At 51.3% G+C, this 16,174-nt stretch carries 19 protein-coding genes; 7 read left to right on the top strand and 12 right to left on the bottom strand.

The window, feature by feature from the left end:
- Positions 1-34: 34 nt before the first annotated feature.
- On the bottom strand, positions 35-487 hold the full coding sequence (gene rimI, locus J0M34_08815) for a ribosomal protein S18-alanine N-acetyltransferase (GenBank protein MBN8544349.1): 453 nt from the start codon (positions 485-487) through the stop codon (positions 35-37).
- Complete coding sequence (locus J0M34_08810) at positions 484-1,500, bottom strand: methyltransferase domain-containing protein (protein ID MBN8544348.1); 1,017 nt, start codon at positions 1,498-1,500, stop codon at positions 484-486. Before J0M34_08810 ends, rimI begins: the two co-directional genes overlap by 4 nt.
- Positions 1,501-1,554: 54 nt before the next feature.
- Between J0M34_08810 and ubiG the strand changes: the two genes are divergently transcribed.
- Together ubiG and J0M34_08800 are read left to right on the top strand one after the other, a co-directional pair.
- The gene (gene ubiG, locus J0M34_08805; GenBank protein MBN8544347.1) at positions 1,555-2,286 is read left to right on the top strand and encodes a bifunctional 2-polyprenyl-6-hydroxyphenol methylase/3-demethylubiquinol 3-O-methyltransferase UbiG; all 732 of its coding nucleotides are present in this window, start codon (positions 1,555-1,557) and stop codon (positions 2,284-2,286) included.
- 61 nt (positions 2,287-2,347) lie between these two features.
- Positions 2,348-3,298: a hypothetical protein gene (locus J0M34_08800; protein ID MBN8544346.1), complete on the top strand. Its 951-nt coding sequence runs from the start codon at positions 2,348-2,350 to the stop codon at positions 3,296-3,298.
- On the opposite strand, the gene J0M34_08795 is transcribed toward J0M34_08800, so the two are convergent.
- Both J0M34_08795 and J0M34_08790 read right to left on the bottom strand, forming a co-directional pair.
- A complete protein-coding gene (locus J0M34_08795) occupies positions 3,295-4,119 on the bottom strand; it encodes a carbon-nitrogen hydrolase family protein (protein MBN8544345.1) in 825 nt (274 codons plus the stop codon). The genes J0M34_08800 and J0M34_08795 overlap by 4 nt on opposite strands.
- Complete coding sequence (locus J0M34_08790; GenBank protein MBN8544344.1) at positions 4,116-4,862, bottom strand: ComF family protein; 747 nt, start codon at positions 4,860-4,862, stop codon at positions 4,116-4,118. The genes J0M34_08795 and J0M34_08790 overlap by 4 nt, the downstream gene beginning before the upstream one ends.
- A gap of 29 nt (positions 4,863-4,891) precedes the next feature.
- On the opposite strand from J0M34_08790, the gene J0M34_08785 reads away from it, so the two are divergent.
- Positions 4,892-5,656: a methyltransferase domain-containing protein gene (locus tag J0M34_08785; GenBank protein ID MBN8544343.1), complete on the top strand. Its 765-nt coding sequence runs from the start codon at positions 4,892-4,894 to the stop codon at positions 5,654-5,656.
- Here J0M34_08785 and J0M34_08780 read toward each other — a convergent pair.
- The 3 genes from J0M34_08780 to J0M34_08770 are packed head-to-tail and all read right to left on the bottom strand — an operon-like array spanning position 5,586 to position 8,069.
- The gene (locus tag J0M34_08780; protein ID MBN8544342.1) at positions 5,586-6,002 is read right to left on the bottom strand and encodes a (deoxy)nucleoside triphosphate pyrophosphohydrolase; all 417 of its coding nucleotides are present in this window, start codon (positions 6,000-6,002) and stop codon (positions 5,586-5,588) included. The genes J0M34_08785 and J0M34_08780 overlap by 71 nt on opposite strands.
- Positions 5,999-7,219 carry a bifunctional glutamate N-acetyltransferase/amino-acid acetyltransferase ArgJ gene (gene argJ, locus J0M34_08775; protein MBN8544341.1) on the bottom strand — a complete coding sequence of 407 codons (1,221 nt, stop codon included), beginning with the start codon at positions 7,217-7,219 and terminating at the stop codon, positions 5,999-6,001. Before argJ ends, J0M34_08780 begins: the two co-directional genes overlap by 4 nt.
- Complete coding sequence (locus J0M34_08770; protein ID MBN8544340.1) at positions 7,212-8,069, bottom strand: peptidylprolyl isomerase; 858 nt, start codon at positions 8,067-8,069, stop codon at positions 7,212-7,214. Before J0M34_08770 ends, argJ begins: the two co-directional genes overlap by 8 nt.
- Before the next feature lie 116 nt (positions 8,070-8,185).
- Between J0M34_08770 and secA the strand changes: the two genes are divergently transcribed.
- Together secA and J0M34_08760 are read left to right on the top strand one after the other, a co-directional pair.
- The gene (gene secA, locus J0M34_08765; protein ID MBN8544339.1) at positions 8,186-10,897 is read left to right on the top strand and encodes a preprotein translocase subunit SecA; all 2,712 of its coding nucleotides are present in this window, start codon (positions 8,186-8,188) and stop codon (positions 10,895-10,897) included.
- An 11-nt stretch (positions 10,898-10,908) separates the two neighbouring features.
- Positions 10,909-11,403: a hypothetical protein gene (locus tag J0M34_08760; protein ID MBN8544338.1), complete on the top strand. Its 495-nt coding sequence runs from the start codon at positions 10,909-10,911 to the stop codon at positions 11,401-11,403.
- 21 nt (positions 11,404-11,424) lie between these two features.
- Here the strand turns inward: J0M34_08760 and J0M34_08755 are convergent, their stop codons facing one another.
- The 4 genes from J0M34_08755 to aspS form a co-directional block, all read right to left on the bottom strand.
- Positions 11,425-11,562, bottom strand: coding sequence for a hypothetical protein (locus J0M34_08755; GenBank protein ID MBN8544337.1), 138 nt, complete (start codon positions 11,560-11,562; stop codon positions 11,425-11,427).
- Positions 11,563-11,797: 235 nt separating this feature from the next.
- A complete protein-coding gene (locus J0M34_08750) occupies positions 11,798-12,046 on the bottom strand; it encodes a hypothetical protein (protein ID MBN8544336.1) in 249 nt (82 codons plus the stop codon).
- Entirely contained in the window at positions 12,043-12,288 is a 246-nt protein-coding gene (locus tag J0M34_08745) for a hypothetical protein (protein MBN8544335.1), read from the bottom strand. The genes J0M34_08750 and J0M34_08745 overlap by 4 nt, the downstream gene beginning before the upstream one ends.
- A complete protein-coding gene (gene aspS / locus J0M34_08740; GenBank protein ID MBN8544334.1) occupies positions 12,288-14,117 on the bottom strand; it encodes an aspartate--tRNA ligase in 1,830 nt (609 codons plus the stop codon). Before aspS ends, J0M34_08745 begins: the two co-directional genes overlap by 1 nt.
- Positions 14,118-14,161: 44 nt before the next feature.
- Here aspS and J0M34_08735 point away from each other — a divergent pair, with 44 nt between their 5' ends.
- Both J0M34_08735 and rnd read left to right on the top strand, forming a co-directional pair.
- The gene (locus J0M34_08735; protein MBN8544333.1) at positions 14,162-14,434 is read left to right on the top strand and encodes a DUF167 domain-containing protein; all 273 of its coding nucleotides are present in this window, start codon (positions 14,162-14,164) and stop codon (positions 14,432-14,434) included.
- 14 nt (positions 14,435-14,448) lie between these two features.
- Positions 14,449-15,624: a ribonuclease D gene (rnd, locus tag J0M34_08730; GenBank protein ID MBN8544332.1), complete on the top strand. Its 1,176-nt coding sequence runs from the start codon at positions 14,449-14,451 to the stop codon at positions 15,622-15,624.
- On the opposite strand, the gene J0M34_08725 is transcribed toward rnd, so the two are convergent.
- Positions 15,621-16,172, bottom strand: a complete 552-nt coding sequence (locus J0M34_08725) for an NUDIX domain-containing protein (GenBank protein ID MBN8544331.1) — start codon at positions 16,170-16,172, stop codon at positions 15,621-15,623. The two genes, rnd and J0M34_08725, sit on opposite strands and share 4 nt — an antisense overlap.
- Positions 16,173-16,174: the final 2 nt, after the last annotated feature.

Here is a 16,174-nt window from a genome sequence, read left to right as displayed (position 1 = left end):
TGCGTAGCGGGCCGCTTTTCCAGTGATTTTTAGGCTAGAGCGCTTTACGCATACACACCGCATCGGCACGGGTGCCATCAGGGTGCGAGTAATATTCTTTACGGATGCTGAATTTCTCGTAACCCTGCGCCTCATAGAGCGTCTGAGCGGCTTCATTATTTACGTTCACTTCAAGCACCATATATTTGCCACCCATGTCACGCGCACTGTGCGTTGCGTAGTCGAGCAGCATGATGCCAACCCCGTCACGGCGATAATCAGGCAACACGCCCATTGACAGTAAATCGCATTGATCCTCAATCAGCCAGCACAGTACAAAGCCAACCGCTTTGCCGCCCGACTCGTAAGCGATTGCCGCGAAAACGCCATTGCGCTCGAAGAAGCTTTCAAACTCAAGGTGGCTCCATCCTTTGGGGAAGCACTTGGTGTGGAGTTCGGCCAGCACTTTCGCATGCGCCTTGCCAACGGCATGAATACGGTAGGTCATGCCTGCTTCCTCATCACCACTAAGCCTGCTACAACATCGGGATAGAGATTCACGCGCTCTTGCAACACAACACTCAAACCAGCCGCCTTCGCCACATCTTGCAGATAGGCAGCGCTATGACCAAACTTACCCGTCGCAGGATTTACGCCATAAGCCGAACCTGCCATGGCAGGTTCCACTGTTAGCGTGACGATACCATCGGCCTTCAGCCAACCAGAAGCCGCACGTAACACATGATTTAGGTCACCCACAAACTGTGCAACATTGCAAAGCAGAACAAGATCGACACTTGCAGGCGCAACGGCAATCGATTGTGTTGCGTGAAGATCCGCAGCAATCACTTCTTCAAACAGGTTCTTATTTTCGAACGTTGCTGCACGCGCTTGTGCTACCATGGCCTCCACCATATCTACACCAACGATGCGGCTTGCTTTGCTGCGCCATGGGCGCGAGGCAAGCCCAGTGCCACAGCCTAAATCGAGAATCTGCAATTCGGTTTTTTTGGCGAGATGCTGCAATGATTTTTGTTCGCACAATGCGGGCCCATTATAGCGATTTTGCGTTTCCATCTCCGCATAGTAAGCCGCACTCGCTGCAAAGAATTTCTCGACAATGAGTCGTGGCATACGCGTTGGCCATCTATCGCGCGGCAGCAGCGCAGGGTTCATCGCCGCCAGTAAATAGGCAGCCTCTTCGTGGCGGTCATCAAGCAGTACAGCTTGCTGAAATGCATCGGCTGCTTTTTCCTTATCGCCAAGCTGCATCAACGCGACGCCAAGATTATACCATGCTTGTGTAAAATTCGGGTCGATTTTCACTGCGATACGAAAACGCATCGCCGCATCGCGCATCGCGCCTTGTGCCGCAAACGCATTGCCCATTTCGTAATTTGTGCCGCTTAAATCATTCAGCTTTCCGCGCCACTGTGCAATCATACGCTGCGGGCGTACGACAAACATATCACGAGCGGCATCCATCATGGCGGTGATTTGCGTATTGGCAGAAGGCTTCATGTGGGTTATGTCTCCGAAACCCCATTCGTATCACGCATCATGAGATGAGCGCAAATGATTGAAGCCGCCCGCAAAACGAGCATAGACCCTCAAGAAGTCGAGCAATTCTCCCGCATTGCGGACGAATGGTGGGATAAAAACGGCAAATTTAAACCGCTACATCGTATCAATCCGTTGCGCATTTCCTACATAAAGCAACAGATAGAGCGGCACTTTGCAAAACCCATGCACGAGCTTTCCCTCGCCGACATTGGCTGCGGCGGCGGTCTTATCAGCGAACCCATGGCAGAATGTGGGCTGAAGGTTACAGGCGTTGATGCGTCCGAGAAAAATATTAAGGTAGCTTCTTTGCACGCAGAAAAGTCGGCACTCACAATCCGCTATCTTGCAACTTCTGCAGAAGAACTGGCCGCTAAAGGTGAATCATTTGATATCGTTCTCGCCTTGGAAATCATTGAACATGTCGCTGACCTTGATGTATTCTACAACGCACTGAGCGCGCTGGTGAAACCAAACGGCATGCTGATTTTATCGACGATTAATCGCACCGCAAAATCCTACGCGATGGCGATTATTGGCGCCGAATACGTCATGCGCTGGCTACCTAAAGGGACGCATGATTGGGCCAAATTCGTGAAACCTTCTGAAATGGCACGCGCGCTCACCACTCGAGGGATGCAGATTCACGAATCTGTTGGTATGAATTTTAACCCATTAGAATGGAAATTCTCTATAAATAACAAAGATTTAGATGTGAATTATCTGATGGTTGCCACTAAGCCATAACCACCTAATAAATAAGCTAAATTGTCATCATCCTGTCACACATTAACGATAGGATGTAGCTATGGGAAAAGATTCCAAACAGCAAGAAGACGATATCCTTGACGAGAAGTACAAGGGACCAAACGAATTGGTCGCGGTCGCTGGTGAAGCCTATTATGCGCACTGGTGGATGGCATTCGTAGGCACGGCTGCTGGCGCGGCAATCGCCATGGTATTCCCAAAACAATCATCTCAAACCGTTCAAAGACTGCGCGGCGTCGCAGAAAAATGGCATGAAAGTGGCAGCAAATTTCAGAAATGGACCAGCAGCGCCATTCATGGCGTTTTCGGCACAGGCGCTGAGTATGCAGAATTCAAAGCCGCTAAAGTTGGACTAAAAGAATCCAGAGAAAAATTAGATAATGCCAACCCAATCTTAGAAGGGTTGGATAAGCATCTTGTGTACAAGGAAAAGGGATTTGGTTTCTGGTTGTTCGATCACACGTTTGGCATGATTCCTCCCATCAAAAAATGGGCGATGACTGCAACGAACTTCAAAGACAAGACTGGAGCTGCAAAAGATAATGCCGAGATTGTCAGCAATGCGATTACCTCAGGCGGGTTACTCGGTGTACTTGGATTTACAGTAGTGCCTTGGTTTTATTCTTTCTTCGAAGGCGCAGGCGCCGTAGATCGCGGCAAGAAACAATTCAAGCGCGCACAGAGCGAAATCCAAGAATTGCGCGAAGATTTAGAGTTCATGGAAAAGCGTAACGAAGAGTTACGTGGTGAGTTACGCACCATGCGTGATGAGCCTATTCGCGTCACACGTGACGAACCGCCTATCGTTAAAAACGATATTGATGAGCCCACCACCTCATTAGACACTGCGACAATCCCCAAGCGCAAAGACGACCACGCAGCCGAGGCAACGAGCTCGCACGCATCGCGTCATGCGGTTACTGCTGGCAAATCACACAGCGAGCAAGTGCTAGCAAAGTCAGACGCTGAGCAAATCGCTATCGGTGCCTAAACGATCTTCACACTTCTGATATCTTTATGATGCTGCAAGACGGGTAATTGCTTGCGCACTTCTCCAACCTTTTCCAGATCAATCGTCGCAGTGATAACAGCCTGCTCATCACCCGCCTCTGCCAGAATACTACCCCACGGATCAATGATAAGCGAATGACCATAGGTCGTGCGGCCACCAGGGTGTTCACCGCATTGTGCGGGCGCAATCACAAACGCACCGTTCTCAATCGCACGAGCACGCAGCAATGCGTGCCAATGCGCCTCACCCGTTGGACGCGTAAATGCAGACGGGACCACCAGAATCTCTGCACCCGCCAACGCCAATTCGCGATAGGAATGTGGGAAGCGTAAGTCATAGCAAATACTCAACCCAATACTTCCAAGCGGTGTACGTGCTAACACGGGTAGCGTGCCATAGCCTGCCTGTGCTGATTCGCGATAATGCGAGCCATCGGGCAAGGTAACATCAAACAAATGCACTTTATCATAAATGGCACTGACACCCTGCGGCCCGACCAGCACAGAGCGATTCATAGGCTTCGACTCAGCCGAGGCTTCCGCACGTATCGAGCCAATCAAAACCCACACATTATGTTGCGCAGCAATTTTTTGCACCCATTGCACACCAGGGTGGTCATTTGTTTTGTATATTCCGCCACCCGCAGTGCCTTCGCGGCGCATGTAGAACACATTTTCTGGAAGAGCAATAAACTGTGCGCCTTTAGCGATAGCATCCTGCATGAGCGGCTCGAGTTGCGCAATATTTGCAGCAACATCGTCACCACTGGTCATTTGAATACAGGCTGCAATATAACTCATAAATTCCTCACTGCACGGGCAAGTGCAACTGCATGTACCTCAGCAGCACCTGCTATTTTCAAAGCGTCAGCACACGCCTCAATCGTGGAACCTGTAGTCATCACATCATCCACCAGCAGAATGCGTTTACCTTCGACATCACTCTTATACCTGTTTGGCACCAGAAACGCACGCTTCATATTTCGCTGACGCTCAGCGCGAGTCATACGCGCTTGTGGCAACATATGGCGCACACGCTTAAGAAAATGCGGCGCACAAGCAACACCTGTTTCGTGGCTTAATCCATAGGCCAACCATGCCGCCTGATTGTAGGTGCGCGTCAATAAGCGGCGCCAATGAAGCGGCACTGGAATAATGACATCCACCTCTTCGGGCGCCACCTGTGCCATCCATTGCGCGAAACGTGTCAGCCCCTGCATCTGGTCATGGTATTTAAGCTGCTTAATCAGCGTTCCCACCACCTCACCATACACGAGCGCCGAGCGTGCCGTGCGGTAGCTGGCAGCACGGTCTAGACAATCGGGACAAAGGGCATCAGCGCCCATATCCACTGCAAAGGGCACACCGCATTGCGCGCATAATGGCGCAGCAATCATATGAATATCTTGGAAGCATGCGCCGCATAAATGCCCCTGCGCAGCCACTTCAACGTGACAGCTCGGACATAAAGGGGGGTAAAGCTTATCCAGCGCCCACTGACTGAGTGCCATCACTGGAAAACGTATTGCACTGATGCTGGCCATTTGCCGCAGAGTATTATAGATAGGGAATCATGCAACCAGAGATTTTTGATACAGAACTAGTGCAAAAACACTATGCGCGCGCCGCAAGTGGCTTCAAGCATTACGACGTGCTCTGGAAAGAAATGGTGGCACGAATCAATGAGCGCTTAGACGAAATCACGCGCCCATTCCCAAGCACCTTATTGCTAAGCCCCATCCCTGCGGATGTACCGCACAGCTATTTCTACAACAACGCCGAGATCATTAATGCCGCCGACGAGTCGCTGGATGCTATTCTTAGCATCAATAGCCTGCATTGGGTGAATGACGTGGTCGGCGCACTCATTCAAATGCGCAACGCGCTGAAGCCCGACGGATTACTGCTCGCCACATTCCCTGGCGGTGAAACCCTCAAAGAATTACGCGCTTCCCTCGCTCATGCCGAAACTGAACTGACTGGCGGCATGTCGCCACGCATTGCCCCCTTCATAGACGTGCGTGACGGCGGCAATGTGCTGCAGCGTGCTGGATTTGTCGAACCCGTGGCCGATACCGAAACCATCACCCTCACCTATGCGAATATCTTTGAATTGATGCATGATTTGCGCGGCATGGGGCAAACCAACCCACTGCGTGGACGCCGTTCGTCATTTACCCCGATGGAACTATTCATACTCGCCGAAGAATATTACCGCGAGCACTTCACAGATAATGAGGGTCGCCTGAAGATGACAGTGGATTTAATTACGCTGACTGGCTGGAAGCCAAATAGTCCTCAAGGGCCGACACGAACGGAACGTCTGCTGGGGGCATAGGCATTTCGCGCATGTCACGTGGGCGTTTCCATGTCAGTGTTTGCCCTTCCGTTGGGGTCGGAATCCCCTCCCACTTATGCGCAATATAAAGCAGCATGATGAGATGGAAATCCGCATAGGCATGGCTCACGAATGTCAACGGCGCAAAGCAATGTGCGCAAAGCTCAACATTCAATTCCTCTTTGATTTCGCGGCGTATGGCAGCTTCCGGCGTTTCGCCAATTTCCAATTTCCCACCCGGAAATTCCCACATGCCCGCCATGGATTTACCTTCGGGGCGCTGGGCTAATAATACGCGTCCATCGGCATCTACCATGGCAATCGCAACTACGGTGACAGTCTTCACGAACGGTAATCCGCATTGATGGAGATGTAGCCGTGTGTGAGGTCGCAGCTCCACACTGTCCAACTACCCTTACCCAACCCGATATCTGCCTCGATATGAATATCGCGCGTTTTCATGTGGGCAGTCACAGGCGACTCATCATATTTCTCAACGCGCTCGCCCTTGCTTGCGATCGTCACACCGCCAATGGAAACAGACAGAAGATCGCGATCCACTTTTTCACCGCTTTTTCCAACCGCCATGACCACGCGGCCCCAATTAGCATCCTCGCCTGCAATAGCAGTTTTAACGAGCGGCGAATTAGCAATTGAAAGTGCAATACGCTTCGCCGATTCGTCTGAGGTTGCGCCCGCCACCTTCACCGTAATGAGCTTTTGCGCACCCTCACCATCCATCGCTACGAGCTTAGCAAGCTCTACCATCAAATCGGTCAGCGCTGCTAAAAATAGCGCTTCGTCGCCTTTTGCTAATTTCGCGCCCTTGCCCGTTGCAAAAAGCATCAGCGTGTCGCTGGTTGACGTATCACCATCCACTGTGATGGAGTTGAAACTTTTTGTGCAGCTTTGCTGCAGCATTTGTTGCAGCATTTTTGCGTCAATTTTCGCGTCAGTCGCTACAAATGCCAGCATCGTCGCCATGTCTGGCGCAATCATACCCGAGCCTTTGGCAATACCATTAATGGTAACCGTGCCACCTGACAGTTTTACACTACGCGTTGCCGCTTTGGGAAATGTATCTGTTGTCATGATAGCTGCGGCTGCTTCGTGCCACCCATCATTTTTCAAACCTTGAGGCATATTTGGCAAGGCTGCCTCAATCTTCTCATGGGGCAATGGCTCACCAATCACCCCCGTTGATGCCAAATAAATCTCATGTGGCTTAACGCTGAGCGTTTTGACCAATGCATCCGCACTTGCTTGAACGGAGGCTGCACCACGCTTACCCGTAAATGCATTGGCGTTCCCCGAATTCACAAGCAGTGCGCGAGCCGTATGTTTGGGTAATTGCTGCCTACACCAATCCACGGGGGCCGAAGGCGCAAGCGACTTGGTATAGACGCCTGCTGCAACCGTGCCTTCGTCAAACGCCATGAGCAAAAGGTCGGTACGCCCAGCATACTTAATACCAGCTTGCGCCGTCACCATACGCACGCCTGCAACAGGCGGCATGTTCGGCAAGGATTCTGGCGCTAAAGGAGATTTAGGATATTTACTCATTATCTTTAAGTTCCGCCGCGTCTTTATCGAAGGGGATTTGCTTACCCTTTGCATCGAAATAGGTCACATCTGCCGCTTTAAGAAGCTGCTGCATGTAGCTATTGAGCTTCGCTTCCTGCAAGCGCATTTTAATATCATCTTTAGCTTCATTATAGGTTGGAACCGTCACGGCGCGCTTATCCTCAACCTTGATGAGATGCCAGCCAAACGGTGACTTCACAGGATCTGAGACCTCACCAACATCAAGATCAAATGCCTCTTCAGCGAACTCTTTGACCATCTTATCTTTAGTGAAATAACCCAAATCACCACCTTGCTTGGCAGTGCCTGGATCTTTTGAGAATTCCTTTGCCATTTTCTCGAACGACTCGCCGTCATCAATTTTCTCAGCTAGTTCTTTCGCCTCTTTTTCATCGGCTACCAGAATGTGCCGCGCGCGGATTTCCTTCTCCTCTTTTTGGGCACGCACCAAGCGGTCATATTCCGCTTTTACCGCGTCATCGCTAATCATGCCTTCGGTTTTGGAGTCTAAGAAATGGCGCAGAATAATTTTATTTTTAGCGGCCTTGATTTCTTTTAGGACAGCATCGTTCTTATCTAAATTCTGTTTAAGCGCCTCTTGCATTACCAGTTTTTCGGTGATGATGCCGCGCAGGACATTCTGGCGAACCGACTCATTAACCGTATCAAACGCAGGGGCAGAACCTGTGGGGAATAGCCCTTCCCAGGTGCGCTGAACCTCGGTTGCGGTGATGTCTTGGTTGCCAACTTTCAGCATAACGTAGTCGTCCGCCCAAGCGGCGGAACCAGTGCAAATAAGGGCTAGAGCGGCAAATATGGTGATTTTCATAGGGTTCTCCTGTGCGGCAGAAACTTGCATAGAATCGTGGGTTTTTCAAGGGAATCCATTGACAGATTGCAATGCAATCCCTATCTCTCGCGCTCTTACTACAGAAAGTGACGCCTATGCTAGGCACTATCGCCAAAAAACTGTTCGGCAGCGCCAATGAACGATTGGTTCGTTCGCTACAACACGAAGTAGACGCAATCAACGCGCTTGAGCCAGAATTTGCCGCATTAACCGACGACCAGCTTCGCGCTAAGACCGACGAGTTGCGCATGAAAGCTACCAACGGCGTGGGCATCGACAAGCTATTAGTCCCCGCTTTTGCTATCGTGCGAGAGGCATCCAAGCGCACCCTTGGCCTGCGCCACTTCGACGTACAGCTTATCGGCGGCATCGTGCAGCACAAAGGCATGATCTCGGAAATGAAAACCGGTGAAGGTAAAACACTGGTTGCAACCCTTTCGGCTTATTTGAACGCGCTTACGGGCAAGGGCGTGCACATCGTCACCGTGAACGACTACCTCGCTCGACGCGACGCGGAATGGATGGGGAAAATCTTCAACTTCCTAGGCCTTACTGTTGGTGTTATTCACCACGGCTTGGACGATAACGAGCGCCAAGAAGCCTATAACTGCGACATTACCTACGCTACTAACAATGAGCTCGGCTTCGACTATCTGCGCGACAACATGAAATATAGCCGCGAAGAAATGGTGCAGCGTCCTTTCAATTTCGCCATTATCGACGAGGTAGACTCCATTCTGGTCGATGAAGCGCGTACGCCACTCATCATTTCAGGCCCTACGGAAGATAACTCCGAGCTTTATAAGCAAGTAAATCGCTTGATTCCAAAAATCAGCGAAGCAGATTACGACAAAGACGAGAAGTCACGCAGCGTCACACTCAATGACCAAGGCGTTGCCAAAATCGAAGAGCTGCTTGTCGCTGCAAACCTCATGCAAGAAGGCACAAGCCTCTATGACATTGCCAATGTGCAACTGGTGCACCACGTGAATCAGGCGCTCAAGGCGCATGTGCTATTCCGTTTGGATACGGACTACATCGTGAAAGACGATAAAGTTATCATCATCGACGAATTCACTGGCCGCATGATGGAAGGCCGCCGCTATAGCGAAGGTTTGCACCAAGCCCTCGAAGCGAAAGAAGGCGTCAGCATTCAAAACGAGAACCAGACGCTCGCTTCTATCACCTTCCAAAATTACTTCCGCCTTTACCCTAAGCTTGCGGGCATGACCGGCACAGCAATGACCGAAGCCGCAGAGCTTAACGATATTTATCGTCTCGATGTGGTGGAGATTCCTACCAACGTCCCCGTCGCCCGCAAAGATATGGACGACGAAATTTACCGCACAGGCGAAGAACGCGACACGGCAGTGGTTGCCCTCATCAAAGAGTGCCACGCGCGCAAGCAGCCTGTACTCGTTGGCACCGTCAGCATCGAAAAATCGGAAGATTTCAGCAAGCGTCTGAAAAAAGAAAAAATTCCCCATCAGGTGCTGAACGCTCGCTACCACGAGCAAGAAGCCTACATCATTGCCCAAGCAGGTCGCCCTGGTGCTGTCACCATTGCTACCAACATGGCGGGTCGTGGAACGGACATTAAACTCGGCGGCAATGCTGAGCTGCGTATCAAGCAGGAATTAGGCGAAACCCATGACGAAGCGGCCGCACAAAAAATCTATGATGAAGTAGCACGTGATAAGGAAGTTGTTCGCGAGGCGGGTGGCCTATTCGTGATTGCCACTGAGCGCCACGAATCGCGCCGCATTGATAACCAGCTTCGCGGACGCTCAGGTCGTCAAGGTGACCCTGGCGCATCAAAATTCTTCCTGTCACTGCAAGACGATTTGATGCGTATTTTCGGCTCTGAACGCATTGATTCCGTATTGCAAAAACTTGGCCTCAAAGAAGGTGAAGCAATCTTCCACCCATGGATGAATAAAGCTATCGAGCGCGCCCAGACCAAAGTCGAACAGCGCAATTACGAGATGCGCAAGACACTTCTCAAGTTCGATGACGTGATGAACGACCAGCGCAAGGTAATTTACGAGCAGCGCATCGAACTCATGGAAGCAGAGAACGTGCACGAAACCGTCGAATTCATGCGCGTCGATGTCAATGAGCAGCTCGTCGGAACCTACATTCCCAAAGGCTCTTATGCTGAAGGCTGGGATCCCGTGACACTGCAACACGAGCTTTTCCGCATCTATGGCCTCGCACTACCAGTTGAAGACTGGGCGAAGGAAGAAGGCATCGCGGATGAAGAGATACTGGAGCGTTTGAACATCCAGACCAAAATGCTGCTCGAGGAAAAGGCGAAGGCCTATCCAGAGACCATCTATGCCTATGCTGAAAAGCGCTTGCTCATGCAAACCCTCGACCAGCTTTGGAAAGACCACCTCTTGTCGCTTGACCATTTGCGCCAAGGCATCAATTTGCGTGCCTATGCGCAACGTGACCCGCTGAATGAATATAAGCAGGAAGCCTTTGGTTTATTCGAGCATATGCTGAACCACATGCGCGAGGTGATGATGTCACGCCTGTCGCGTATGCAGCTACGTATGGAACTTGACGAGTCGATGATGCGCGCTACCACACCCAAACAAAAAATGGTCGAATCGCGCCAAGACCCAGCATTGGCGCAACAGCAAAGCCAGAACCTGCAGCGCGAGAGCCAATTTATGCGCACAGTGAAGCCAGAAGAGCGCGTTGCCAGCGACCCCAACACATGGGGTAAGGTGGCTCGTAACGAGCCTTGTCCGTGTAAATCTGGCAAGAAGTTCAAGCATTGCCACGGGCAATTGGCGTAGAGGGCTTCGCGATGGAATATCCCAAAGATTGGCGAGATTTTCCCAACGAAATCCAAAAGCAGACGATAGAAACCGCTTGGCAAACGGCAAGGCAGAGTCCTGCTTTTCAAGAGATAGTGCAACGTTATCCGAATACACAAGTAGAACAGCTAGCAAACCAATTATTTGAAGGGCTCATCCAGAAATTTGCGATAGATTTCCAAGCCTACTGCCTACAACAGGAGTTATGCGATCTTCCATTATCAGATGATAATGATACACGTGAAACGGTGAATACTGGTATTGCACAACAGAAGCTATTAAGGCAATCAACGCGCACCGATATAGACACATTAGTTTATAATATTTGCAACGAATTAAAGGATGGCATCGGCAAAGTAGATGCAAAAAAAGTGGCACATATTACGATTCGCACAGCAGTTCGAGACGCATTTAAAGTAGCAACAGGCTATACAGCATCCGTTCATCAAGACCTGTTTGATTATAATCCGGCAATATTCAGATAAGTGCCTATACTCATTTATTGCCTACGTGAGCATGGAACGCAGTTTTCTGAGTGCGCGAAACAGCACTGGCGGTAGCCAGTCTTTCAGATGGTTCTGAACACGCAAAATCTTGGCTTGCTTGCGCGTGAACGCATCGTCATTGGGGCGAGCATAATACATGGTCGAATCCCGCCGCACGTGCTCGTAAATACTCTGTGATGCGGTGTAGTAGTAAAGCGCGATCGACTTCCGCGAGCGATCTGCTGGGCAAGCAACTGGGTCAGGATGACCATGAGCTGATACTGCCCCGCCAACGCTTCGCCAAATTACCTAGCAACGAGAGGGTCGAGATGCACGCCATCTCCATAAGTCACGGGTAAAGTACGCGATGGAAATGCAGCAATCATAAAAACTCCTAGAGCTTCTGCCTTATCATATAACAGCGCCACAATCCGTAAATAGCAATCGAACTCCAACAAACTTCCATCACGAACATAGGCAAGTTCCATGCATGGGTCAGCGACACAAGAATTGCCAGCGCCCCAATCAGATTACACCAATGCAGTCGTGCCATGCTACCGTCCCACTTACCAATCGCCGTCATCATATAGGCGGTCACGAAGAAGAGCGGCGCTGAGATACCGATAATGTCGTAAATGCTCATACTCGCCCCTTATAGGCACGTATCAAGCCCAACACGCTGATGAGTATCCATAAAACCTGAGACACCGCAGCACCAATATTCCACTGCACGATGAGCGACAAACCGATGAAAATCGTGCCAACAATATTCATCCAGTAATAGCGCGGGTCATTTTGCGTGAAGATGCCACGTGTCAGCAGCCCATAAGCACCAAGGCTTAGCGCAACTCCAAGTAACCCAACACTGGTAAGCAGCATTTCCATTAGGCAGCGTCAGAGGCTTTCTGCTGTGCTTCTTCCAACTCTTTTTTCGCTTTGGGAGAAAGCTGAATATGCAACTCACGCAACTGCTTCTCGGTCGCCGTATTAGGCGCTTGCATAAGCAAATCCTGCGCTTGCTGATTCATCGGGAAGCAAATCACTTCGCGAATGTTCGGCTCATCGGCCAGCAACATCACCATACGGTCAACCCCAGGGGCTGAACCACCATGTGGTGGCGCACCGAATTGGAAGGCTTTGAACAGCGCACCGAATTTGCTCTCCACCACCTCACGCGAATAGCCTGCAATCTCGAAGGCTTTCACCATCAAGTCGGGCTTGTGGTTACGAATCGCGCCCGAGGAAAGCTCTACACCATTGCACACGATGTCGTATTGGAAGGCCTTAATCGCCAGCAAATCTTCTTTGGTTTTTGCACCCTCAAGCGCTTCAAGACCACCTTGCGGCATCGAGAACGGGTTGTGCGAGAAGTCAATTTTCTTCTCGTCTTCATTCCATTCGTAGAATGGGAAATCCACCACCCAGCAGAATTTGAATACGCCCTGCTCAATAAGCCCAAGCTCTTCGCCCAACTTGGTGCGCACCTTACCTGCGATGGTCTCGGCTTCTTGCTGCGTACCTGATGAGAAGAACACTGCATCGCCATTTTTAAGGCCTGCTTTTTGCTTCAGTTCTTCAAGTTTTTCTGGGCTCAAGAATTTCGCAATCGGCCCCTTCGGCGTACCGTCTTTATCAAAACCAATATAGGCAAGGCCTTTCGCGCCATTTTCTTTCGCGAATTCGATCATATTGTCAAAAAAGCTGCGAGGCTTGTCGGCACAATCGGGAGCCGGAATCGCGCGGATTTTGCCGCCCGCAGCGAGTACGGATTTGAAAATCGCGAACTCCGAATCCTTCCAAATGCTGCACACACCCGCAATGATAATCGGGTTGCGCAAATCGGGTTTGTCGGAGCCGTACTTCTTCATCGCTTCAGCGTATGGAATACGTGGGAATGGGAAGTCGGTCACTTTTTTGTCCGAGAATTCGGTGAACACGCCGTGCAATACTGGCTCGACTGCTGCGAACACGTCTTCTTGGGTCACGTAACTCATCTCAAAGTCGAGCTGATAGAACTCGCCCGGCGAACGGTCTGCACGCGCATCTTCGTCGCGGAAGCAGGGGGCGATTTGGAAATACTTATCAAAACCCGACACCATCAGAAGCTGTTTGAACATCTGTGGTGCTTGCGGCAGCGCATAGAATTTACCTGGGTGAACACGCGATGGCACGAGATAATCCCGCGCACCTTCGGGCGACGACGCGGTCAGAATCGGCGTCTGGAATTCTTGGAAACCCTGCTCAATCATACGACGACGAAGCGATGCAATCACGTTGCTGCGCAGGATAATATTTTTGTGCAACTTCTCACGACGCAAATCGAGGAAGCGATAGGTCAAACGCGTCGCCTCGGGGCATTCCACATCGGCATTCACTTGAAGTGGTAGCGGGTCGGCAACCGACTCCACATGCACATCCGTCACCTTCAGTTCAATCTCACCCGTGTTCAAATCCTTATTCACAGCAGCCGCATCACGCGCCACCACCTCGCCCGTCACCGTAATGACCGACTCGTTGCGCAAATGGGTGAGTGTTTCAAATGCAGGGTGACCCTGAGTCGCCACGCATTGCGTTACACCATAATGGTCGCGCAGGTCGATGAACACCAATTGCCCATGGTCGCGCGTACGGTGTACCCAGCCTGAGAGTTTCACGGTTTTGCCCGCATCGGTTTCACGAAGTGCGGCACATGTATGGGTACGGTATGTATGCATAGGTATTCCTTTAGTTTTTACGCGGTGCAGCTATAACCTAACCCATGGAAAATGCAAAGGACTTGCTACTGAATCACGGGTTTTTAGCCGTAAAGGTGACCCCAAAGGCGCCAAAAGACGCCATTTTGGGCTTCAAACCCGACGCAAATGGCAAGCCAGAACTACAGGTAAAACTGCGCGTTGCGCCCGAGGATGGTAAGGCAAACGAAGCCTTGCTGCGCCTACTTGCGACTGCGTTTGAAATACCCGTATCCACATTGAACATCACCCGAGGACTCACAAGCCGACAGAAAATGATTGCTTACACCTCAAAGTAAGCTACACCCCGCCCATGGAATCACGCGTTATCACCACCGCCGACGACTTGGCAACCCTCTGCGAAAGCCTGCATGGTGAGCGCTTCATTACACTGGATACCGAATTTATCCGCGAGCGCACCTATTTCCCGCAGCTTTGCCTACTACAAATCGGTACCAGCAAAGAAGCGGTGGCGGTGGACCCGCTCGCCGAAGGGATGGATTTAACCCCGCTTTATCGGGTCTTGGCTGACCCTTCCATCATCAAGGTCTTCCACGCCGCAGGGCAGGACGTCGAGATTTTCTTCCGCCTGAGCGGTATCATCCCCACCCCGCTATATGATACCCAAATCGCCGGCATGGTGTGCGGCTTTGGTGAGTCAGCAAGCTATGAAACCTTGGTGCGCGAACTGGTGGGCGCAAAGCTTGATAAGGCCTCACGCTTTACCGATTGGGCCAAACGCCCCTTAAGCGACCGCCAACTCACCTATGCGCTGGATGATGTGATTCACCTGCGTAAGATTTTCGAGATCATGGAAGCGCGCATCGCCAAAGATAATCGCAGTAGCTGGATTCAAGAAGAAATGGACGAGGCCTATGCCCTAAGCCGTTTCCAGATTGATACAAGCAATGCATGGAAGCGCCTGAAGGTCAAAAGCCGCGACCCGTTTTACCTGCACATGCTGCGTGCCGTTGCCGCTTGGCGCGAGGAATTAGCCATCAAGCGCGATGTACCTCGCCAACGCATTATTCGTGACGAAGTGGTGCTGCAAATTGCTGCACAGTCTCCCGAGTCGGTGGAGGACTTGCAACAAGTGCGCGGCCTTGGCAACAACCTCTCACGCGAATGGCAAACCGCACTGATTGAAGCAATGAACGCGGCGCGCATTGCACCCAAAAGCGAGTTTCCTTCGCCACCACCACGTGGCATTAGCCTGAATGCGGGTCAGGAAGCATGCCTTGATATGCTGCGCATGCTACTCAAACAATGCTGCGAGGAAGCGCATGTGGTGCCGCGCCTTGTAGCAGACCGTGACGAGCTGGAGTCCCTAGTAAAAGGCGAAGTGCCCATGGCCAACTCGCACATCATGCACGGCTGGCGTTATGAAGTATTCGGCAAAAAAGCTGAAGGCTTACTGCGCGGCAAGTTGCACGCAATGGTCGATACCGCCAAACATGGCTTTGCCCTCAAGTGGCAGGAAGTCGCTTAACAGGCTCGCTTTCGCAGCAGCTCTTCCAGAATATCTTTGCAAATCTCTGCATAGCCGTGGCGCGCTTCACCGCGATTCGCCATCGCCGTCATCTGCTCAATCGTGAACCATGTGGCAGGGGCTGCCCCATCTTCGGGCATAGGATTTAATGCCGCAGCATCCGCCTCGTCCATCACCACGGCGAACCAATAGACGGGCCTGTCTTTGCCATGCGCATTGCGATAGGTGCGAATACCGATGGGAATAAGACGTGCAGGGTCGAGATGTTCTACCCCCGCCTCCTCGCGTAGCTCGTGCAAAATCCCTTCCTCATACGACTCTAGCTCTGCGCCTTGCATGGCGTGAATGGTCGCTTGATCGCGCAAATCCACCCATTCACCCGTTGCAGCATCGCGCGCACGAATTGTGCCGCGCGGCAGCACCCACGGTGCATTACCATCGAGCTTTTTGCCAATCGGTTTCACGAGCAGAAATTGCGGTGCATGCGTGGGGTTTTTCACCACCACCGCACCAACCTTATAAGCAGGCGTGTCTTTATTGAGTTGCATGT

This window comes from Alphaproteobacteria bacterium (assembly GCA_017302575.1).
GTDB lineage: Bacteria > Pseudomonadota > Alphaproteobacteria > Rickettsiales > UBA3002 > JAFLDD01.
The sequence above is the reverse complement of the archived record's forward strand: the minus strand, read 5'-3'. Positions and strand labels throughout refer to the sequence as shown.